General features: G+C 37.4%; 18 protein-coding genes. 9 read left to right on the plus strand and 9 right to left on the minus strand.

What is annotated here, in order from left to right:
* The first annotated feature begins 235 nt into the window (after positions 1-235).
* From FXW34_RS16395 to FXW34_RS16410, 4 genes are all read left to right on the plus strand, one after another.
* On the plus strand, positions 236-1,081 hold the full coding sequence (locus FXW34_RS16395) for an ABC transporter ATP-binding protein (RefSeq protein ID WP_147535100.1): 846 nt from the start codon (positions 236-238) through the stop codon (positions 1,079-1,081).
* The gene (locus FXW34_RS16400; protein WP_147535102.1) at positions 1,032-1,958 is read left to right on the plus strand and encodes an iron-hydroxamate ABC transporter substrate-binding protein; all 927 of its coding nucleotides are present in this window, start codon (positions 1,032-1,034) and stop codon (positions 1,956-1,958) included. The genes FXW34_RS16395 and FXW34_RS16400 overlap by 50 nt, the downstream gene beginning before the upstream one ends.
* 62 nt (positions 1,959-2,020) lie before the next feature.
* On the plus strand, positions 2,021-3,028 hold the full coding sequence (locus FXW34_RS16405) for a FecCD family ABC transporter permease (protein ID WP_147535103.1): 1,008 nt from the start codon (positions 2,021-2,023) through the stop codon (positions 3,026-3,028).
* The gene (locus FXW34_RS16410) at positions 3,025-4,035 is read left to right on the plus strand and encodes a FecCD family ABC transporter permease (RefSeq protein WP_147535105.1); all 1,011 of its coding nucleotides are present in this window, start codon (positions 3,025-3,027) and stop codon (positions 4,033-4,035) included. Before FXW34_RS16405 ends, FXW34_RS16410 begins: the two co-directional genes overlap by 4 nt.
* A 920-nt stretch (positions 4,036-4,955) precedes the next feature.
* Here FXW34_RS16410 and FXW34_RS16415 read toward each other — a convergent pair.
* Entirely contained in the window at positions 4,956-5,231 is a 276-nt protein-coding gene (locus FXW34_RS16415; RefSeq protein ID WP_147535107.1) for a hypothetical protein, read from the minus strand.
* A 207-nt stretch (positions 5,232-5,438) separates the two neighbouring features.
* Between FXW34_RS16415 and FXW34_RS16420 the strand changes: the two genes are divergently transcribed.
* From FXW34_RS16420 to gnd, 4 genes are all read left to right on the plus strand, one after another.
* Positions 5,439-6,170 (plus strand): GntR family transcriptional regulator, encoded by a 732-nt coding sequence (locus tag FXW34_RS16420; RefSeq protein WP_147535109.1) that lies wholly within the window; start codon positions 5,439-5,441, stop codon positions 6,168-6,170.
* Entirely contained in the window at positions 6,163-7,704 is a 1,542-nt protein-coding gene (gene gntK, locus FXW34_RS16425; protein ID WP_147535111.1) for a gluconokinase, read from the plus strand. Before FXW34_RS16420 ends, gntK begins: the two co-directional genes overlap by 8 nt.
* Positions 7,705-7,726: 22 nt before the next feature.
* A complete protein-coding gene (locus FXW34_RS16430) occupies positions 7,727-9,073 on the plus strand; it encodes a GntP family permease (protein ID WP_147535112.1) in 1,347 nt (448 codons plus the stop codon).
* A gap of 106 nt (positions 9,074-9,179) precedes the next feature.
* A complete protein-coding gene (gnd, locus tag FXW34_RS16435) occupies positions 9,180-10,580 on the plus strand; it encodes a decarboxylating NADP(+)-dependent phosphogluconate dehydrogenase (protein ID WP_147535113.1) in 1,401 nt (466 codons plus the stop codon).
* Between the two features lie 86 nt (positions 10,581-10,666).
* Here gnd and FXW34_RS16440 read toward each other — a convergent pair whose 3' ends face one another.
* Both FXW34_RS16440 and FXW34_RS16445 read right to left on the minus strand, forming a co-directional pair.
* The gene (locus FXW34_RS16440) at positions 10,667-12,736 is read right to left on the minus strand and encodes a HAMP domain-containing sensor histidine kinase (protein WP_147535114.1); all 2,070 of its coding nucleotides are present in this window, start codon (positions 12,734-12,736) and stop codon (positions 10,667-10,669) included.
* Positions 12,711-13,397 (minus strand): response regulator transcription factor, encoded by a 687-nt coding sequence (locus FXW34_RS16445; RefSeq protein ID WP_147535115.1) that lies wholly within the window; start codon positions 13,395-13,397, stop codon positions 12,711-12,713. Before FXW34_RS16445 ends, FXW34_RS16440 begins: the two co-directional genes overlap by 26 nt.
* A 626-nt stretch (positions 13,398-14,023) precedes the next feature.
* Here FXW34_RS16445 and FXW34_RS16450 point away from each other — a divergent pair.
* Positions 14,024-14,959 (plus strand): AEC family transporter, encoded by a 936-nt coding sequence (locus FXW34_RS16450; RefSeq protein ID WP_147535116.1) that lies wholly within the window; start codon positions 14,024-14,026, stop codon positions 14,957-14,959.
* A 116-nt stretch (positions 14,960-15,075) separates the two neighbouring features.
* On the opposite strand, the gene FXW34_RS16455 is transcribed toward FXW34_RS16450, so the two are convergent.
* From FXW34_RS16455 to FXW34_RS16480, 6 genes are all read right to left on the minus strand, one after another.
* Complete coding sequence (locus tag FXW34_RS16455) at positions 15,076-16,590, minus strand: malate:quinone oxidoreductase (protein ID WP_147535118.1); 1,515 nt, start codon at positions 16,588-16,590, stop codon at positions 15,076-15,078.
* Positions 16,591-16,976: 386 nt separating this feature from the next.
* Positions 16,977-18,179 (minus strand): benzoate/H(+) symporter BenE family transporter, encoded by a 1,203-nt coding sequence (locus tag FXW34_RS16460; protein WP_147535120.1) that lies wholly within the window; start codon positions 18,177-18,179, stop codon positions 16,977-16,979.
* A 145-nt stretch (positions 18,180-18,324) separates the two neighbouring features.
* Entirely contained in the window at positions 18,325-18,429 is a 105-nt protein-coding gene (locus FXW34_RS16465) for a methionine/alanine import family NSS transporter small subunit (RefSeq protein WP_147535122.1), read from the minus strand.
* Positions 18,429-19,940 carry a sodium-dependent transporter gene (locus FXW34_RS16470; protein ID WP_147535123.1) on the minus strand — a complete coding sequence of 504 codons (1,512 nt, stop codon included), beginning with the start codon at positions 19,938-19,940 and terminating at the stop codon, positions 18,429-18,431. The genes FXW34_RS16465 and FXW34_RS16470 overlap by 1 nt, the downstream gene beginning before the upstream one ends.
* 325 nt (positions 19,941-20,265) lie before the next feature.
* A complete protein-coding gene (locus FXW34_RS16475; protein ID WP_147535125.1) occupies positions 20,266-20,916 on the minus strand; it encodes a FusB/FusC family EF-G-binding protein in 651 nt (216 codons plus the stop codon).
* Positions 20,917-21,087: 171 nt separating this feature from the next.
* Positions 21,088-21,357: a CD3324 family protein gene (locus FXW34_RS16480; protein WP_147535127.1), complete on the minus strand. Its 270-nt coding sequence runs from the start codon at positions 21,355-21,357 to the stop codon at positions 21,088-21,090.
* Positions 21,358-21,487 lie beyond the last annotated feature (130 nt).

Raw genomic sequence — 21,487 nt, forward strand, 5'->3', positions numbered from 1 at the left:
AGCAAATTATACTATGTAGCGCAAAAAGTGCTAGCTCCCCATTTTTATATTAATATAGTATCCAATAATTTTCTGTAATAAAATTCACACTCAAAATCATTATTCACAAAAGCCTCATTTTTATTGTAAAAATACTTATTGACTTTAAAAACGTCGAATAATATAGTTTAATTATCGACATTGATAATCATTATCACTGACAAGTATAAACATTCACACATTTTAGGAGGTTAATATGGTTCGCCTATATACAGATGATCTTAACATTGGCTATGGGGAACGGTTAATCGTTAAAAATCTTAGTGTTCGCATTCCAGATAAACAAATTACAACGATTATTGGTTCAAACGGTTGTGGAAAATCAACCTTGTTAAAAGCGATTACCCGAATCATCACCCATCAATCTGGCTCTGTTGTATTAGATGGAAAAAACATTACGAAAGAGAATACTAAGCTACTTGCGAAAAAAATGGCAATCCTTCCGCAATCTCCAGAAAGTGCAAGTGGATTAACTGTCGGTGAACTTGTATCCTATGGTCGTTTTCCTTATCAAAATGGATTCGGACGATTAACTAAAAAGGATTATGAAGTAATTGATTGGGCACTAGAGGTTACAGGGACAATTGACTTCAAATACCGACCTGTTGATGCCTTATCTGGAGGACAACGTCAGCGCGTTTGGATTGCGATGGCCTTGGCACAAGAAACCGAAATTATTTTTCTAGATGAACCAACTACGTACTTGGACATGGCTCACCAGCTCGAAGTATTAGAGCTATTGCAAAAGCTAAATCACGAGCAACAACGTACAATTGTTATGGTTCTTCATGATTTAAATCAAGCTGCTCGCTTTGCCGACTATATCATTGCTTTAAAAAATGGTGAAATTGTCAAAGCAGGAGCATGCGAAGAAGTCATTAATCATGAAGTTTTGAAAAAAGTATTTAATATTGACGCCGAAATCGGAATCGATCCGCGTACGAAAAAACCAATGTGTCTTACTTACAACTTAATTAAAGGAGAAACTACAAATGAAAAAGCTATTAGTTCCATTTATGATCGTACTCTTGTTAATTATTAGTGCATGTAGCAATGATTCTACTGATACTGAAAAAAACTCAAATGATGATGCAAACAAAAAAGCAGAAACTATCACATATCAATCTGAAACAGGCCCGATTGAAGTACCAGCTGACCCACAAAGAGTTGTCCTTCTATCTGGATTTGCTGGAAACGTACTAGATTTAGGTGTCAATGTTGTAGGTGCTGATACTTGGTCTAAAAATAGCCCGCAATTTGCAGCTGAGTTAAAAGATGTTGCAGAAGTTTCAGAAGATAATCTTGAAAAAATCATTGAACTTGAGCCAGATCTTATCATTGCATTATCTACAGCTAAAAACCTTGATAAATTAAGCAAGATTGCACCAACAGTTACCTATACTTGGGGTAAAGTTGATTATTTAACCCAGCACGTAGAGATTGGTAAGCTTTTAAACAAGGAAAAAGAAGCTCAAGCTTGGGTAGATGACTTCGAAAAACGCGTCGCTGAAGCTGGCGATGAAATTAGAGCCAAAATTGGTGAAGACGCTACCGTATCTGTCTTTGAAAGCTTCGACAAGGATATTTATGTATTCGGTGATAACTGGGCCCGCGGAACAGAAATTTTATATACAGGTATGAAATTAAAAATGCCTGAAAAGGTTAAGCAAGTTGCTTTAGATGCAGGCTATTTTGCGATGTCAGTTGAAGTATTACCTGAGTACGCTGGAGATTATATCATTTTAAGTAAGTATAAGGATGCCGACAGTTCATACCAAGAAACTGAAACTTACAAAAATATTCCAGCAGTTAAAAACAATCAAGTCTTTGAGATGAATGGTAACGGTGCTTCCTTCACTGATCCAATTACATTAGAAATGCAACTGAAATTCTTTAAAAAATCATTTTTAGAAAATTAATCCCATAAAGAGGGTGACATTGTCATCCTCTTCCCTATTCTAAGAAAGAAAAGATGAGACAGATGACGAAAAATCAAGCTTCCATCCCATTTATTATTAAACTTATCGTTAGTATCATGGCCTTTTTGATTATGTTTGTCATGGCGATGATTTTTGGTGCTGCCGATATTTCTTTCAAGGATGTTTGGCAAGCGCTCTCAACAAATGCAACTGGAGAAAAGCTCTCAATCATCCGCGAAATCCGCTTACCTCGTGAAATTGCTGCCATTTTTGTAGGTGCCGCTTTAGCAGTTGCTGGTGCAATCATGCAAGGCTTAACACGAAATCCATTGGCAGACCCAGGAATTCTTGGTCTAACTGCTGGTGCAAATGCCACTTTAGCGATTACAATTGCCTTTATTCCTACGATTAATTATTTTGGAATTACGATTGCCTGCTTTTTTGGCGCTGCACTTGGAACGCTATTAGTATTTGGCATTGGCGCCTTAAATAAAGGTGGGTTTTCACCAATCCGTATCGTGCTTGCTGGTACGGCTGTTTCCACTTTCCTTTATGCGGTTGCCGAAGGGGTTGGAATTTATTTTAAAATCTCAAAGAATGTGTCAATGTGGACAGCTGGAGGTATGATTGGAACCTCTTGGACCCAGCTCAAAATCATTGTTCCCTTTATTACCATTGGGATTATTATCGCGATTATGTTCTCGAAGCAACTCACCGTATTAAGCTTAAATGAAGAGGTAGCGATTGGATTAGGTCAAAATATCGCAAAAATAAAAATTATCCTGTTTATCACGATTATTTTATTAGCTGGTGCAGCTGTTGCCCTAGTCGGAAATATGGTATTTATCGGATTAATGATTCCACATATCGTCCGTTCTATCGTCGGTACGGATTACCGTTATATTATACCGATGGCCGCAATTGTTGGCGCAACATTCATGTTGTTTGCTGATACATTAGGGCGAACGATAAACGCTCCGTTTGAAACACCAGTTACCGCCATCGTCGTGACGATGGGATTGCCATTTTTCCTGTTAATTGTCCGTAAAGGAGGGAAGGCATTCTCATGATTCATCCATCAATCATTAGAAAGCAACGCATCATTCTTGTTTTATTATTTACTTTAATCATAACAACGATATTCGTCAGCTTAGGTTTAGGTTTTTCGTCGGTTTCGTACGACCGAATACTTCCAACAATATTCGGTGAGGGGACTTTTAAAGAGGAATTTATCCTGTTTTCGATTCGCCTTCCTCGCATCATTATTACTGTACTAGCTGGGATGGCACTTGCTTTGTCTGGCTCGATTTTACAAGGCTTAACACGCAACGATTTAGCTGACCCTGGGGTTATGGGAATAAATAACGGCGCAGGTGTCGCCATCTCGATATTCTTTCTTTTCTCGCCAATTGAACCTGGATCACTTATATACTTGCTCCCGCTTGTTGCATTCGCTGGAGCATTGATTACTACCATCCTCATTTATTTGTTCTCTTATAGCCGTAAAACTGGACTGCAGCCTGTTCGTCTAGTTTTAGTAGGTATCGGATTTGCCTTTGCCCTAGCTGGAGTATCAGTTGTGTTAATTTCATCAGCCCCCCGGGAAAAGGTTGATTTTATCGCAAAATGGCTCGCGGGAAACATTTGGGGCACTGATTGGCCGTTTATATGGGCGCTCCTACCTTGGTTAATCGTTCTTATACCGTTTACTTTATATAAAGCGAACCGTTTGAATTTGCTAGGCTTGAGCGAGCCTGTGTCGATTGGCGTCGGCCTCTCAATCGAAAGAGAACGAATCATCTTATTGTTCACGGCAGTTGCCTTAGCAGCATCGGCAGTTGCAGTAACAGGAGGTATCGCCTTCATCGGTTTATTATCTCCACATATTGCGAAGGCATTGGTCGGTCCTCGTAACCAATTATTCATTCCTGTTGCCATATTAATTGGTGGTTGGCTCCTGTTATTCGCTGATACAGTCGGACGTAATTTAGTTGAGCCCGATGGCTTACCAGCCGGAATCATGGTAGCGATCATCGGTGCACCATACTTCATTTATCTATTGATGAAGCAGAAATAGAATATGATGGTGTTTTAGCAGCAGCAGTTAAATAGTCGATTTTAAAAAGTAAGAAGCTGGGACAGAACTAAATGATTTTTATGCAGGACTATATTAAAGTTCAGTGTTGATTTTCATGTAGGTATGAGAATCTAAATAAGAGTAGAATTTCCTCTTATTGTATGTAAGGGGGGCTAAATGAGCTAAAATAAGAGTAGATTTTCCGCTTAACTACTCCCCAAAAGATAAAATCAATCGATTTTTATGAAATAAGCGAAAAAACTCCCGTTATTCTAAGGGAAATATGGGTCTTTTCCAAAATAAGCGTAATTCCTCCGCTTATTTTCAAACACAAGGAAATCAACATTCGGGTTAACAAACCCTCAAGCAAAAAAACTGCACTTAATGTGTGATCCAATCCACATTTATTTCAGGGTAGCTCTATAGTAAATAGGAATAAGAAAATCGAACTATTAGGAAATTCAAAGTAGAATTTCGCATGATAGTTCGGTTTTTTGTTTAGCTGAAATACTTTTGTCCCAGCCTCTTTTTTTTGGTTTTTAGAAACCTTTATATGTTTTCTTGAAAAAATTGAGCTAATACTTCTTGATTTTTCTTAAATCAGGTCATTTTTTCAGAAAAAATCGGTTAGTTTTCGCTTAAAAGCACATCATAAGCCGGTTGACCAGGTACTATTTGCACACAAAAGTTGGTATATGCACAACATTTTGTGTATATGCTTCATTTGAAAAATTATATGATACAACTTTTTGGATATATGCACGACTTTTCAAATATATGCACGACTTTTTAAGATTGAGCTACTTTTATGCACAAGAAATTGTGTTTATGAACGTCAAACGACATATATGCACACCAAATCAAGTTTTTGCACAACTTACTTAAAACTCAAAAACAATCTCCAACTTACTAACTTCCCACTATACGAAAATCATGAATCCGCAGAATGCCGCAACCCATAATAGTGGTACTAAATTGATTATTACCGCCAATCGCGTATTTCCTCCTCGTAACTTCCACGCAATCAACGAACAAATAATAATCGCTACTGGATACAATGTTATCACTAACACGAATGCGGAATTTCCAAAACCAATTCCACTATCAAAACTCATAAACGACATCATCCAAATGACGTACCAAGGTAGCAGACTTAATGAATAGATTATTTGGGTAATAATTAAAAATGGCTTCATATACACCTCTCACAAATCAACTGAAATTTCAAACAATATTATTTTATGAATAATCGTATAGCGTAAATGAGGAAAGTACAAGCATTAGGAGAAAAAACCTTCATTTATTACCTGCCAAAAATTTCTTGAGTTAAAGCGTTTGCAAAATCTAAAAATTATATTAAAATACTTGTATACAAGTATACTTGAATATAAAGAGGTGGATATATGTCTAACACAAATGAATTTTTATATCCAAAAAAGTGGCTTTCAAAAGCATCTACTGGAGATCGCATTGCTTGTGAGCTTAGAATGCGAATTATTTCTGGAATGATTGAAAGCGGTACCACCTTATCTGAAAATAAATTAGCTGCGGACTTTGCCGTTAGTCGCTCGCCTATCCGTGAAGCACTTAAAGCTCTTGCAGCTGAAAATATTATCCGATTAGAAAGAATGGGTGCAATCGTGATTGGATTATCCGAAAAGGAAGTGAAGGAAATCTACGATGTGCGTTTACTAATAGAAACGTTTGTATTTGAACGATTAGTTAGAATTGATGTATCCCAATTAACAAACGAGTTAAATAAAATTTTAGAAATGATGAAAGTCGCAATCAAATATCGAGATGCAGATGAGTTTTCGTTTCAAGATGTTTTGTTTCATGAAACAATCATCCGTGCCATAGATCATTCGTATGTCATGATGATTTGGAATAACTTAAAACCTGTTATGGAAAGTTTCATCCTATTGTCTATGCGGGTTCGTTTCCAGGACAAATACGATGACTTTGCAAGGATTATTACAAATCATGAGCTATATATTGATGCTATTAGAACAAAGGATCGGCAGCTTATGATTCAGTCCTTACATCAAAATTTCGATGATGTACAAGACAAGGTTGAAGACTTATGGCTGTCACAACAAATGCTCTCGAAAGGTGTTGAGCAACAAGATGACTAATTACATGTTGGGAATTGACATTGGTACGACTAGCACAAAGGCCGTACTATTCACTGAAAAAGGTGAAGTCATTCAAACTGAAAATATCGGATATCCCCTTTACACACCGGATATCTCAACAGCTGAACAAAACCCGGATGAAATTTATCAAGCGGTTTTACAAGCAATCTCTAATATTATGAAGCAGCATTCCCAAAAGCAGCTTTTGTTTATTTCGTTTAGTAGTGCGATGCATAGCGTTATTGCCATGGATGAAAATGACCAACCATTAACACCATGTATTACCTGGGCTGATAATCGAAGTGAAGCTTGGGCCCATAAAATCAAACATGAATTAAATGGTCACGAGGTTTATAAACGTACGGGGACCCCGATTCACCCGATGTCACCACTAAGCAAAATCACGTGGATTGTAAATGAACGACCTGAGATTGCCGAGAAAACCAAAAAATACATTGGTATTAAAGAATATGTCTTCAAAAAGTTCTTTGACCAATATGTCGTTGATTACTCCTTGGCTTCAGCAATGGGAATGATGAACCTTACCGCATTAGATTGGGATGAGGAAGCGTTAACTATCGCTGGAATCTCAAAGGATCAGTTATCAGAGTTAGTTCCAACTACAAAAAGCTTTAGCAACTGCAATACAGAACTAGCAAAGCAAATTGGTATTGATCCACAAACTCCATTCATCATAGGCGCAAGTGATGGTGTACTGTCCAATCTTGGCGTAAACGCGATTCGAAAAGGTGAAATTGCCGTAACGATTGGGACAAGCGGTGCGATTCGTACCATCATCGACCGACCACAAACGGATGACAAAGGAAGAATCTTTTGTTATGCCTTGACGGAAAAACACTGGGTTATTGGCGGTCCAGTGAACAATGGTGGCATGGTGCTGCGCTGGATTCGAGATGAATTTGCATCCGCTGAAGTTGAAACAGCAAAACGATTAGGAATTGACCCGTATGAAGTTTTAACGAAAATCGCTGAACGCGTGAGACCAGGTGCTGATGGATTACTATTCCATCCATATTTAGCAGGTGAACGTGCTCCATTATGGAACCCAGATGTACGTGGTTCATTTTTCGGATTAACTCTATCACATAAAAAGGAACACATGATTCGCGCCGCATTAGAAGGTGTCATTTACAATCTATACACTGTATTCCTCGCATTAACTGAATGCATGGATGGTCCAGTAACAAGGATTCAGGCAACTGGCGGCTTTGCCCGCTCAAATGTCTGGCGGCAAATGATGTCAGATATCTTTGAATCGGAAGTCGTAGTTCCAGAAAGCTATGAAAGCTCTTGTCTTGGTGCGTGTTTATTGGGGTTATATGCTATTGGGAAAATTGACTCCTTTGAAGTGGCAGGCGAAATGATTGGCAGCACCCTCAAGCATACGCCACAACAAGAAGCCGTTAAGGAATATCGAGAATTATTGCCAATTTTTATTCATTTATCGAGGAATTTAGAAGAAGATTATACCCGCATTGCAAACTATCAAAGAAGTTTAATTAAACACAACTAGAATTACTTTAGGGGGAAATCACATGCCATTATTTATAGTTGCCCTTGGCATTATTGCACTACTCGTTTTAATCATGGGGCTAAAATTAAACACGTTTATCTCATTAATTATTGTCTCATTTGGAGTTGCGTTAGCTCTCGGAATGCCGCTTGATGCAATTGTCAAAACCATCGAAGCAGGTTTGGGCGGAACACTCGGCCATATCGCGCTTATTTTTGGACTCGGTGCGATGTTAGGGAAATTAATCGCAGACTCTGGTGGAGCACAACGGATTGCGACAACGCTTGTTAATAAATTTGGTGAAAAGAATATTCAATGGGCAGTCGTTGCTGCTTCATTTATTATCGGTATTGCTTTATTTTTCGAAGTTGGCTTAGTTTTATTGATTCCAATCGTATTTGCTATTTCAAAAGAATTAAAGATTTCTATTTTATATCTCGGAATTCCGATGACAGCCGCTTTATCTGTTACACATGGTTTCCTACCGCCGCATCCAGGACCAACTGTTATTGCCGGTGAGTATGGGGCAAATATTGGCGAAGTATTACTTTATGGCTTCATCATCGCTGTTCCAACCGTCATTATAGCTGGACCGATTTTTACCAAAATTGCCAAGAAACTAGTACCCGCTTCATTCAACAAAACTGGTAATATTGCTTCTTTAGGTGAACAAAAGGTGTTCAAGCTTGAAGATACTCCTGGCTTTGGTATCAGCGTTTTCACTTCTTTACTACCTGTTATTTTAATGTCGATTGCGACTGTTATTACTTTGCTCCAAAAAACAATCGGATTTGAAGATAATAGCTTGCTCGCAGCGATTCGTTTTATTGGTGAAGCAGGAACTTCGATGTTAATTTCTTTATTAGTTGCCGTTTATACAATGGGGATTGCTAGAAAAATCCCAATTAAAGAAGTCATGAATTCTTGTACAACTGCCATTACTCATATAGGAATGATGCTGTTAATTATCGGAGGCGGCGGTGCCTTCAAACAAGTATTAATTGACGGTGGTGTAGGTGACTACGTTGCAGAAATTTTTAAGGGAACTTCCCTTTCACCTATCCTACTCGCTTGGATTATCGCAGCAATCTTGCGAATCTCACTTGGCTCAGCTACTGTAGCTGCTTTAACTACTGCTGGTTTAGTGATTCCAATGTTAGGTCAATCAGATGTTAACCTCGCCTTAGTTGTATTAGCAACCGGAGCTGGAAGCTTAATTGCCTCTCACGTTAACGATGCAGGTTTCTGGATGTTTAAAGAGTATTTTGGCCTAAGCATGAAAGAAACGTTTGCAACATGGACTTTACTCGAAACGATTATTTCTGTAGCAGGACTTGGATTTATTCTATTATTAAGCTTATTCGTTTAATTTGATGCAGAACTAAAGGCAGTAAAGTCCTCTCTTATCCCTGACATTTTTCAGGAAATAGATGAGGGTTTCACTGCCTTTTACTTTAACATAAGGAGCAGGTGAAATGATCAATACAATTGGTGTAATTGGATTAGGTGTCATGGGGAGCAATATTGCGTTAAATATGGCCAATAAAGGTGAACAGGTTGCCGTTTATAACTATACAAGAGATTTAACTGATCTTTTTGTTAAAAATAACGAAGGTAAATCGTTCCGCGCTTATTACGACATTCATGAGTTTGTTCAGTCGTTAGAGGCCCCTAGAAAGATTTTTCTAATGGTTACAGCTGGGAAGGCTATTGATTCAGTTATTAATCTATTACTTCCACATCTTGAAGCAAATGACATCATCATGGATGGCGGCAATTCACATTTTCTTGATACGGAACGCCGTTATGATGAATTAAAAGCAAAAGGTATTGGTTATCTAGGAATTGGTATATCAGGTGGTGAAGTTGGCGCACTAAACGGACCATCGATTATGCCCGGCGGTGATCAAGAAGTGTATGAAAAAGTGGCTCCCATCTTCACTAAAATTGCCGCCCAAGTAGAACAAGACCCATGTTGTGTTTATTTAGGTCCTAAAGGGGCCGGTCATTTTGTTAAAATGGTCCACAACGGAATCGAATATGCTGATATGCAGCTAATTACAGAAGCGTATACTTTCTTAAGAAATCGACTTAATCTATCTATTCTTGAGATTGCTGATATTTTTGATGAATGGAACCAAGGTGAGCTAAAAAGCTATTTAATTGAAATCACAACAGAGATTTTACGAAAAAAGGATGAAATAACAGGCTTACCGCTTATTGATGTGATCTTAGACAAAACAGGCCAAAAAGGAACAGGGAAATGGACAAGCATCCAAGCAATTGATAACGGGGTCCCTGCATCCATCATTACAGAGTCATTGTTTGCGCGTTATCTTTCTTCATTAAAAGAAGAACGAATCGTTGCAGCGGATATTTTGGCCGGTCCAGAAATGGAGCAGGTCGCCCTTGATCGATCTACTTGGATTGAGAATGTTAGACAAGCATTATATTTGGGGAAAATTTGTGCCTACACTCAAGGATTTTCGCAATATAAAACAGCTGCAGAAACATATGGATGGGACCTACCGTTACAGGATATTGCCCTCATTTTCCGCGGTGGCTGTATTATCAGGGCTGAATTTTTAAACACCATTAGCGAGTGCTATCAAAAGGATCCGCAGCTAGTAAATCTATTACTCTCTCCTTATTTCTCAGAAAAAGTGAAAGAGTATCAGCCTGGTTTACGTAAAGTAGTCTGTGAAGGGATTGTTAATGGTATTTCATTCCCTTGTTTAAGTGCTTCGTTAGCCTATTATGATAGCTATCGAACTGGCAACTCAAACGCCAGCCTAGTACAAGCACAGCGTGACTATTTTGGAGCACATACTTATGAACGTAACGATAGACCGGGGACATTTCATACAAACTGGTAAACCGTAAACATAATAAGGGAATCCCAATTGATGACTGGGATTCCCTTATTTTTTGGCTTTATATTATTGACTGGAAAGGTATTTCTCTAGTTATATTTTGGTAGAGTAATCATTGCCTTAAACAAATCTCCATCAATTTGAATCTCAAATTTGCCATGTTGATTTTCAATTAAACTTTTGGCAATCGATAAGCCTAAGCCACTGCCTTGGCTTGAGCGTGCCTCATCTCCACGCTTAAACCGTTCCATTAATTCTTCCTCAGAAATATTTAACTCGTAAGCTGAAATATTTTTAAAAGAAAGACGAACTTCATTTCCTAAATCCTCAATATCGACGTAAACCCTAGAATTCCCAAGTGCATATTTGAAGATATTGGAAAGCAGGTTTTCAATTGATCTCCACAGCAACTTCCCATCCGCACTGACATAAACCTTATCGTTAGGATGATTAAGCTTAAACTGCAAACCTAAATCCTCAATCTTATCGTTCATTTCGCCTAAGCCTTGGGTAATTAATGATTCTACATCAATCCGCTCAAGATGAACTGGTATATTACCACTTGATGCTTTCGCTGCTTCAAATAAATCATCCGTTAATACCTTTAAGCGATTCGATTTTTGAACAAGCACTTCTATATACTCGTCCACTTTTGCAGGATCTTTTTCCTGCTTTAATAAGTCCACATACGTGATAATTGAGGTTAATGGTGTTCGGATATCGTGTGATACATTCGTGATAAGCTCTGTTTTGAGTCGCTCACTTTTTAGCTCATTATGAACAGCATTCTTTAGACCATCGGAAATTGAGTTAATATTTTCGGCAAGGTCAGCAAATTCACCTTTTCCTTCGACTTCAATTCGATGATAGGAATCACCATTCTTGATTCTCTCGACCCCAGCTTTGATTGCATTAAAGGTCTTGATTTTTTTCATAGCGAACCAAGCTGCCACACCAAGTGTAATCGGAAAAATAAAGAATGTTGCCGCCACTACTAATGGATAGCCGACTACGATTAGCACCGTTTTAACGGCAATATTTCCACCTTTGTACACTTGACCGACAAACCCAACAAGCTTTGCAAATAGCCAGTATAATAACGAATGCTTGAACAGGCTTCTATTTTTCACATGCTTAACAAGTGTCATGATTAGCAGAAACCCTAGTGCTGCAATTGGAAGTGAGATTGGAATGATATAATCCAAATTAGGAAAAGTATTTTCAAGCATGGCCACCCATAATACAATTAGACCAAAGCAGATAGCTAAATTGATATCATTAAATAAATGATCTAGAGTATTTAAGTGTAACTTTTCATCCTTAAACGAATCTCGGCCGATGACAATAACAAGATAGATAAAGGCTGCTAGGAAACCGGCCAAATATGCAAATAAAACAACTAAGCTGTCCTTAACCTCAGCTTGATCCTTTTCCCATTCATTTATTTGTTGATTGAGAAACTTATCAGTAAAGCCAATATACACTACCGTATCATCCGTTATCATGGAATCCTTTGTATCAATAAATCGGTATACTTCCCTGTTATCGTTCAGCTTCTGCGGATAAAACTCGTGTTGATATTGATCAAATAATAGATACGCTGGATAGTCCTTAAATTGATTCTTTTCTTTTTTGGTTGTATTAGAAAACTCATTGACCCCATCACTGGCAAAGTACAGTGGATTTTTGTATTCCTTAATATTTTGAAGCAGACGGTGATATTCTTTCAAATCCTCTTTGATTAATTGATCCTTAGCCTGTTTAATTTTTTCAGCATATTCTTCGTTAAACACTTGACGGTTTTCTCCATCTGCTAATTGGGGGTTATAACTCCTGGAATTTCCTTGAAACTGAAAATACAATTCATCTTCCGCAGCTCTTAATTCACCCTCATCGATTGTAGCCCCGCTTAAGATATGCTCTTCACTCTTATAATTAGTAATTAACCATGTTAACTCACTAATTAGCAGCTCATTTTCACGAACGATGGCATCACTTTGAAAATAGTTCTCTTCAAAAATAACGCCGAAATCACCATCATTTTTCACTTCAACTTCAATAATTTGTTTTAGTAATAACGAGAAACAGGTAATCATGATCATGAAAACCACAACTTTTATAATTATTGAATGGCTATAACTTCTCGACTTTGTAGCCAACTCCCCACACCACCTTCAAATATTTTGGCTCGCGCGGATTGATTTCGATTTTTTCCCTGATTTTACGGATATGAACAGTTACCGTATTTTCCGGGTTAAATGATGGTTCATTCCAAACTTTTTCATAAATTTCCTCAATCGAAAAAACTCTACCTGCGTTCGCCGTCAACAGCTTTAGTATTTTATATTGGACCGGCGTCAGATGAACACTTTCACCATCGACCGTGATGGTTTTTGTTTCATCGTCAATCTCGAGTCCTCCAGTTTTATACACATTGCTTTTTGTTTCCATTCCGCCAAAGGTTGTGTACCTTCTTAGCTGCGATTTAACCCTCGCAATGAGCTCGAGTGGGTTAAACGGCTTCGTAATGTAGTCATCCGCGCCCAAGTTTAGTCCTAGAATTTTATCGGTATCCTCTGATTTGGCAGAGAGCATGATGAGCGGGATATTATGTTCCTCTCTAATCTTCGCTGTTGCTCTAATACCATCAAGCTTTGGCATCATGATATCCATAATGATTAAGTGAAGTTCTTTTTGTTCGACAATTTGCAAGGCCTCAAGGCCATCAAACACCTTAAAAACTTGATAGCCTTCGTTTTCTAAATAAATTCCAATTGCATCAACAATCGCTTTATCATCATCACAAACCAATATGTTCATGGAACTCACTCCTAAATTGACTTTTTATCATTCATCACCCCTTAAGCTTATCTTCTAAAGGAATGATATCAATTAAATCTTAACAAACTCCTGATGCAAATCTTAAGATTTTCTTATTGTTTTAGCACATAATAGCGATGGCGAGGTCGAAGATGAAGTTGAAGTTGAAATTAAAGTTAAAGTTAAAGTTGAGCATATCAGTGCTACACCGAGCAATTCTTGATTAAGGTGAGCAAATACGCATTCAACTGGGCAAATACTCTTTCGACTGAGCATATCTTTGTGTTCCGATATTAAAGTTGAGCATAAAATTTTAAAAGCCGAGCATATATTTCAAAAAGCCGAGCATAAATCTTTAAAAGTCGAGCATATCACATCAGAAATCGAGAAAGTATATTAGAAATCATTTATACTACTTCAATTAATCAATGTATTTTAGGAAGATTTCCATTTATTAATTAGATTCATTTAAAGTTCACACTTTTTTTATATAGATTATTATACTCTCTTTCCATTTTCTCTAAAAAACAGCGTCTATTCACGAAAGTTCATCGGTTTGTCACACGTTTTCACAACTGATTAACCAGTAGTGCTTACTTCACATACTGTAGTGGTGGGGGGATAGTATGAATACTGCAGTTTTTATTCAGGAAATGTTGGTCCTTTACAGTATTGCACTGTTAGGTTTCATTATGAGGAGAATCGGAGTGATGAACGAGCATGCTACCACAGTTATTACCCAACTGTTGCTCAATATTACTTTACCTGCCCTTATCCTATATACATTAGATGCATCGTTTTCAATGGACATTGTCATTGATTTTCTGTGGCTCGTTTCGATGTCTGTTTACGTTCTTACTATTTCTATTTTTCTCGCAATGTGGTTGAGTAGACACAAAGATTTATTAATACCACAAAAATCAGTTTTTGAAGGATTGATCATATTCGGTAATCAAGGCTTTATCGGCTACGCCATTAGCTATATTGTACTTGGTGAACAAGGTGTATTCTATTTAACCTTATATAATGTCTATTATTTGATTCTTATTTGGACATACGGCATCTTCCTTTTTAGTAAAAATAAGGGGTTTATCAACTGGAAAAATATCATATTTAACCCTGGCATTATTTCTACATTAATTGGCTTAGGTATATTGTTATTGCCGATTAGTTGGTCGATAACTATTTCATCAGCTCTTGAGCTTGTTGGTAAAATGACTATACCGCTATCGATGATGATGATTGGCATGTTAATTGCCAATATTGAATTAAAGGAGGTTACAGCACAACTGAAAAATATACAATTATGGAAGATTGTCTTACTCAGGCTTCTGATTATTCCAGCACTACTACTGCCGTTTTCCCTTGTGGACGTTCCCAGTTCCTTGCTTTTAATTGCCGTGCTCGTTTCTGGAATGCCCTCAGCACCCACAATTTTTCTTTATGCAAAACAATATGGTGGAGATCTTCATTTTGCCACATTGGGGGTACTTTTAACGACCCTACTTTGCACCTTAACCATCCCTCTGCTTTATACAACAGTGTATATAATTGGAAAATAGCGTTCAAAAAGAAAAATGTTTCACATGAAACATTGCCCTCCTTAAGAAAAATCTCTTATGTAAACAAATACAAAAAGATCCCTCGCATGAAGCGTAGGGATCTTCTTATTTTATCATTAAACCAATTCTGGTACTTTCTCTTCTTGTTGTTTGCCTGCTAAGCCTAGTACCTCTGAAGTCGATGTTTTGACTTCTTGTAATAGAGCTGGATTTTTCAGTAATGATTCGCCAAATGACGGAATCATTTCTTTTATTTTTGGCTCCCATTCTTTTAATTGTCCTGGGAAGCATTTTTTAATGACCTCTAGCATAACGTGAACAGCAGTTGAGGCACCTGGTGAAGCACCAAGCAATGCTGCAACAGAACCATCAGCAGCAGTAATAACTTCGGTACCAAATTGAAGTGTTCCTTTGCCAGATGGAGTATCTTTAATAACTTGTACACGTTGACCAGCTACGACTAAATCCCAATCCTCACTCTTAGCAGTTGGGATAAATTCACGTAGTTCTTCCATACGTTGTTCTTTTGATAACATAACTTGCTGAATGAGATATTTAGTTAATGCCATCTCTTTTGCGCCTGCAGCTAACATAGTTAATAGATTATCAGACTTAATAGATGTGATTAAATCCATCATAGAGCCGTTCTTTAAAAACTTAGGTGAGAAACCGGCAAATGGTCCAAATAGCAACGATTTTTTATTATCAATAAAGCGAGTATCAAGATGCGGAACAGACATTGGTGGAGCACCAACCTTAGCTTTTCCGTATACTTTCGCATGATGCTGTTCAACAACTTCTGGATTGTTACATACCATGAAAATACCACTAACAGGGAATCCGCCAATATGTTTGCTTTCAGGAATACCCGTTTTTTGCAATAAGTGCAGACTTCCGCCGCCTCCGCCAATAAAGACGAACTTTGCAGTATGAAGTTCAACGTTGCCTGTTTCAAGGTTGCGGATTTTTAATTCCCATGAACCATCACTAGTACGTTTGATATTATCAACACTATGTTGGTAATTGATTTCGACATCATTATTCTTTAAGTGGTCAAACAACATACGCGTTAACGCACCAAAGTTGACATCTGTACCAGTGTCAATTTTTGTAGCAGCTATTGGTTCATTTGCTGGGCGATCTTTCATAATAAGTGGAATCCAGTCCATTAATTTATCATGGTCTTCTGAAAATTCCATTCCTTGAAAGAGCGGATTGTTTGAAAGCGCTTGAAAACGCTTCTTCAAAAACTCAACATTTGTTTCCCCTTGCACTAAACTCATATGAGGTAATGGCATGATGAAGTCTTCTGGATTTTGAATCAGATTACTTTTTACAAGATAAGACCAAAACTGCATTGAAACTTGGAACTGTTCATTAATGCTGATAGCCTTGCTAATATCAATAGATCCATCCTGTTTTTCACTAGTGTAGTTAAGCTCACATAGTGCTGCATGTCCCGTTCCCGCATTATTCCATTCGTTAGAGCTTTCTTCCCCTGATGTTGCGAGCTTTTCAAACACTTTAATTTTCCAGTCTGGAACTAATTCCTTCAGCAGTGACCCCAAAGTGGCACTCATGATTCCAGCACCAATCAAGATAACATCTGTTTTAGTTTGTCTGTTGCTCATTTTTCCCATCCCTATATTCTAAGATTTGCAGAAAGGATGTATGTGCTCCTACAAAGGCGCTTGCAGTAAGCTAGGCCCAAAACCAATTCACACATCTTTTCTGGATCAATAATAACCTTTTATAAGTGTATCACTGTTATCTAAATATTAAAATATTTATTTACTATTATATAATAGTTAAAAGCTATTTAAAAGCTGAATGTCTTTTCTCCTCTTTATTCAACTTTTAAACAGGATTTTTACCCCCTAATACAAATTTCATTATACCATTATTTTCAGAATTTTCATCAAGTACTATTTTCACTTATAACCAGTAATATACAAACAAAACTTATTAACATTACCATTCAGCAAAGAATGGGGATTCACTAAAAAAATTTTCTATTCTACTTTTCTACTGTTTTAGCAATAATTGCCCCAACTATCAAGCCCCACACTGGAGCACTAATATGCAAGAAAGAGATTTGTGATAATGGGATAAGAAATGCAAATAGTGAACTTAGTCGATATTTATTATTAGAGAAGCCCATTTGCAAACTAGATAAAAGCACACCAATTAACGAAAAACCGGCTAGCATTGCTACGAATGCTTGCGGCAATGCCTGAATAAACGGGACTATTTTCCATGCAAATATTCCAAATAATACTGTCAAAATTCCTGATACCATTGAAGCGATATAGCGCTTTGATTTTTTTCCAGCATCCGAGTTTGAACAGATTGCCGTCATCATTCCGGCGATATTTGAACATTGCCCGCCAAAGATGCTAGCAATAACTGAAAAAACACCACTTAGTGAAACAATTTTACGGATCGGAGGTTCAAAATCGGCGCTTTCCAATGCCCCAATTCCAGTAGCCACATCATTGCTTAAAATTAACAAAGCTAGTGGTATAGCCAGTGTTACTAATCCCATCCACGTGAATTCCGGCATTGCAATTGAGGGGAGCTCCCACGGTATCCCTTTTGAGGCTAAATTGATTTCTTGTGTTAAAAATAAAAAAATAAATGCAACAACAACTGCAATCATAACGGCAGGTATTTTTTTTGATATTCTCGTGCTGATAAAAAAGCTAAACAAGGCTGCACCACCTACTAATGGTAATGCCTCCACACCTTGTACGAGCTGAACAACGTAATTGGTTACTAGACCAGCTAACATAGCCGAAATGATTTCTTTTGGAACCCATTTAATCATTTTCGTAAATAATCCTGATAATCCAATTAGCAGAATCAATAGACCTGACATGAGGTATCCGCCAATTAACTGCGAATATGTAAACTGTGCTGTAACTGTTGCTAAAAAGGCGACTCCTGAAATAGAGTGACCTCCAGTAATTGGGATTTTAAACAAAAATGGAAGGATAATCCCAAATAAACCACCAAAGAAATACACAGAAAAAATCCAATTGATTGTTTGTTGATTAGAAAACTGCCCGGCAGCAGCTGCTTGGAGAATAATTAATGCGGGGCCTGTCATGATTAAGGTAAAGGAGATTAATCCCGAACTTACATTTTGGCTTGTAAAATCTCGAAAAAAAGACTTCTGATTGTTTTCATGCGATAATTTTTTCAGCTGTGGTTGCCCCATAATTTCCCCTCACCTTAAACTTAAGTCTTGCTTATTTCCTCAAGTTATGTTTTTTCCTAATAATATAAAACATTTTAAAAACATGCAAAAGGGATTTGCCCAATAAAGACAAATCCCAACATCCTATCATTCTCCTAGCGAAAGTTTATTTTTGTTTAGACTTTGAAATAGCATTCACGATACTTCCTGCCAGGCCGCCCCAAATAACAACGATTCCAATAACCATCATAGTAATCGCACTTCCGTCCATTATTCTGAAACCTCCTCGCTCTCATTCATATCAAGATTGGATTTTTTCCATTTTATCAGTGAGAATATAATTCCCAGCAAAATAACGCCAACTGCAACAGCCCAACCATATGCCGTAACAAACCATGTCTCAAATCCACCATAGTTTTCAGCTATGTTTGTTTTAAGATTATCAAACATCATATACCCTAAAATAATTGGTGTAATAACACTTAAACAGATTCTCCACCAAGCACCAAGCTTTATGTCTGAGACAGAGTTTGCATGCTGCTGTAGGTTTTTCAGTTCTCTCGCAAACCAGGCAATAGCAATTACCTCTATTAATCCAGCTAATGCAACACCAAAATTATTGATGAAATAATCGGCTACGTCTAAGAAGTATAAGCCACCTTTTGTAGCAAACATAATCGAAATAATCGCTGCTAAGCCACCACCAACTAATACAGATTTAGTGCGGGATACGTTGAATTTATCCTGAACACCGGCAACGAATGTTTCGACAATCGAGATTAGCGATGTTAACCCCGCTAACACTAATGATCCAAAAAATAGGAATCCAAAAAATTCATTAAAGGCTGGAAACTGATTGATAATTTGCGGGAAGACAACAAAGGCTAGGCCAACACCACCAGATACCACTTCATCCACGCCAACCCCTTGCTGCAAAGCCATAAATCCAAGGATACTAAACACACCAATTCCGGCTAATAGTTCAAAACCAGAATTTGCAAAGCCGGTTATAAAGGCATTATTAGTAATATCTGATTTCTTCGGAAGATAGCTAGAGTACGTTACCATAATTGCAAAGCCAATTGATAAACTAAAGAATATTTGGCCATAGGCTGCCACCCATACTTTACCGTCGAAAATCACATCCCAATTAGGCTTAAAAAAGGCATTAAGTCCTGTGATAGCTCCATCTAAAGTTATCGCACGAATTACTATAATTAAAAATAATACAAAAAGTGCAGGTAACATGATTTTATTAGCAACCTCAATACCTTTTTTAACTCCCTTAAACAACACTCCTAATGTAATCACCCAGACAATAATAAGAGGAATTAGTACTCCTGGCACCAAACTGCCGAATTCGCCTGGTGTTTCTGCTAATTTTAAATATTCACCAAATAAAAATCCCTCAGTATCGTCCCCCCAGCTTAATTTAAGCGAAAAAATAGAATAAGACATAGCCCAAGCAATGATAGCGGCATAATAGACGGAAATAACGAATGAAATTCCTAATTGCCACCATCCTATCCATTCATACTTTCTACTGATTCGTGCTAATGACAATGGAGCTGACCCTCGGTACTTGTGACCAATGGTGAATTCCATAATTAAAAGCGGAATACCCGCGGTCAATAAGGCAAATAAATATGGTAAGAAGAATGCTCCGCCACCATTTTCATAGGCAACGGCCGGAAAACGCCATATATTCCCTAAACCAATCGCAGAACCTGCAGCTGCTAAAATAAACCCTGCACGAGACCCCCACTGTGGTCGGTTTTCCATTGTGTATTGACCTCCTATTATTCTGATTTTCTCTTTAAACAAATTAATGAAGTAGTAACAGCACATTATTTAATTCATGCGTAGCATATCGATAGCAACTGACGATGAAAACGTTACCAAAATTATGGGATTTCATTAACATAACTCATACTCTGGCTTGCACCCCCTTTTTTAAAGCTTATTCACCTTTTTACAATACTTTCGCCTTTTTTAAATTATTAAACATAAAAGGAGCCTGATTATCTTTACGATAAACAGGCTCCCTAACATTCATATTCAAATATTAATAACCAACACAAATGGTTGTTTGCTTCACTTCATTTTATCAACTTCCCAATGATTCTTTTAAAAAGGTTGTTAAGTACTCGACATTGGTTATTTTTTTATTACATTCACTGCTGTCTGCGCAGATCAGATTGCCGATGGCCTTATAATAATCTGGGTTCCTCGCCTTTTTCGCTTTTGTTACAGTAGAGAAATAGACAACTTCACCCATGCCATGACAGATAGAACATACATTTTTTTTACTATTTGATGTAAACTCACATTCAATACCGACCATATTCCCATCTAACTCAAATACGATAAATTTCTTATTAGATCTCAGGTCGTTCCAGCTTAAATAGGTTAGTTGACTATGGTCTATCTGTGTTAAATCAGGCAGTTTTAATTTTTTTTGCTTCGGAAACATTTTTTTCAGCTGCTGCTCAGTGATTTTTGGAAAAGGCAGCATATATTCCGACAGTCGCTGAATATATTGCTCGTACTCGTTTTCTGTTTTAGGTTTAGAAAGGTCCAACATTTCTTGCTGTTCCTTTGTCGCATTTGGGAAAAGGTCTAGAATTTTAGCATTGGCTAAATCAATTACAGCAGCCAATACGTTTTGAGGTACGTTACTTTTAGCACTTTCTTTAATTAAAGCAATCTGCTTTTTTATAAAATTTAACTGTTCATTTTTTATGAAATTTTCCTTCATCACTCAATCTCCAATCACGATACTACCTTCCTTCTACACTATCATATACAGTTCAGCAAACTTCTAAAATGGAGATAATGACTTATAAACGTTTTTTACATAAAGTGAAACTTCCATCAGTGAGGGTTTTCTTCAAAAAACCGCACTGATGATAACACCAGTGCGGTTCCCTTACTTTTTATGTGAATACACTATTTTCTTAATCGTTTCAGTTGAAAGGAAGTATTCCTCAGCAAGCTGCCCAATACTGCTGCCACGATAAAACGAATTTCTAATGGCCTCATTGCGTCGATCAAGCATCTTTCTTGCGCCACTCGAAGTACCCCATTTTTGATACTTTGTCTCTTGCTTAGGAATGTAGAGCGTTTCCCCCTGAACGTACTTTTGGATTTCCATAATTAACTTATCTGGTAAAACTTTATTTGCATTAATATATTTCATTTTTGCCCGCTCCTTATTTTGTTTTTGAAAATAAGGTGCAAAGCCAAAATATTAGAAAAGACTTTTCAGCGATGTATTAAATGTTTCGCCCCATGCAAAGTATCGCCTTTCCAATAATAGGCTTTGCATG

It is taken from the genome of Bacillus marasmi, from assembly GCF_902168435.1.
In the GTDB taxonomy this organism is placed as follows: domain Bacteria; phylum Bacillota; class Bacilli; order Bacillales; family Cytobacillaceae; genus Bacillus_BU; species Bacillus_BU marasmi.

What these genes read in the sequence shown, in the direction of transcription:
- FXW34_RS16395 (WP_147535100.1), top strand. Translation starts at nt 236, where the DNA reads ATGGTTCGCCTATATACAGATGATCTTAACATTGGCTATGGGGAACGG.
- FXW34_RS16400 (WP_147535102.1), top strand. Translation starts at nt 1,032, where the DNA reads ATGAAAAAGCTATTAGTTCCATTTATGATCGTACTCTTGTTAATTATT.
- FXW34_RS16405 (WP_147535103.1), top strand. Translation starts at nt 2,021, where the DNA reads ATGACGAAAAATCAAGCTTCCATCCCATTTATTATTAAACTTATCGTT.
- FXW34_RS16410 (WP_147535105.1), top strand. Translation starts at nt 3,025, where the DNA reads ATGATTCATCCATCAATCATTAGAAAGCAACGCATCATTCTTGTTTTA.
- FXW34_RS16415 (WP_147535107.1), bottom strand. Translation starts at nt 5,231, where the DNA reads ATGAAGCCATTTTTAATTATTACCCAAATAATCTATTCATTAAGTCTG.
- FXW34_RS16420 (WP_147535109.1), top strand. Translation starts at nt 5,439, where the DNA reads ATGTCTAACACAAATGAATTTTTATATCCAAAAAAGTGGCTTTCAAAA.
- gntK (WP_147535111.1), top strand. Translation starts at nt 6,163, where the DNA reads ATGACTAATTACATGTTGGGAATTGACATTGGTACGACTAGCACAAAG.
- FXW34_RS16430 (WP_147535112.1), top strand. Translation starts at nt 7,727, where the DNA reads ATGCCATTATTTATAGTTGCCCTTGGCATTATTGCACTACTCGTTTTA.
- gnd (WP_147535113.1), top strand. Translation starts at nt 9,180, where the DNA reads ATGATCAATACAATTGGTGTAATTGGATTAGGTGTCATGGGGAGCAAT.
- FXW34_RS16445 (WP_147535115.1), bottom strand. Translation starts at nt 13,397, where the DNA reads ATGAACATATTGGTTTGTGATGATGATAAAGCGATTGTTGATGCAATT.
- FXW34_RS16450 (WP_147535116.1), top strand. Translation starts at nt 14,024, where the DNA reads ATGAATACTGCAGTTTTTATTCAGGAAATGTTGGTCCTTTACAGTATT.
- FXW34_RS16455 (WP_147535118.1), bottom strand. Translation starts at nt 16,590, where the DNA reads ATGAGCAACAGACAAACTAAAACAGATGTTATCTTGATTGGTGCTGGA.
- FXW34_RS16460 (WP_147535120.1), bottom strand. Translation starts at nt 18,179, where the DNA reads ATGGGGCAACCACAGCTGAAAAAATTATCGCATGAAAACAATCAGAAG.
- FXW34_RS16465 (WP_147535122.1), bottom strand. Translation starts at nt 18,429, where the DNA reads ATGGACGGAAGTGCGATTACTATGATGGTTATTGGAATCGTTGTTATT.
- FXW34_RS16470 (WP_147535123.1), bottom strand. Translation starts at nt 19,940, where the DNA reads ATGGAAAACCGACCACAGTGGGGGTCTCGTGCAGGGTTTATTTTAGCA.
- FXW34_RS16475 (WP_147535125.1), bottom strand. Translation starts at nt 20,916, where the DNA reads ATGAAGGAAAATTTCATAAAAAATGAACAGTTAAATTTTATAAAAAAG.
- FXW34_RS16480 (WP_147535127.1), bottom strand. Translation starts at nt 21,357, where the DNA reads ATGAAATATATTAATGCAAATAAAGTTTTACCAGATAAGTTAATTATG.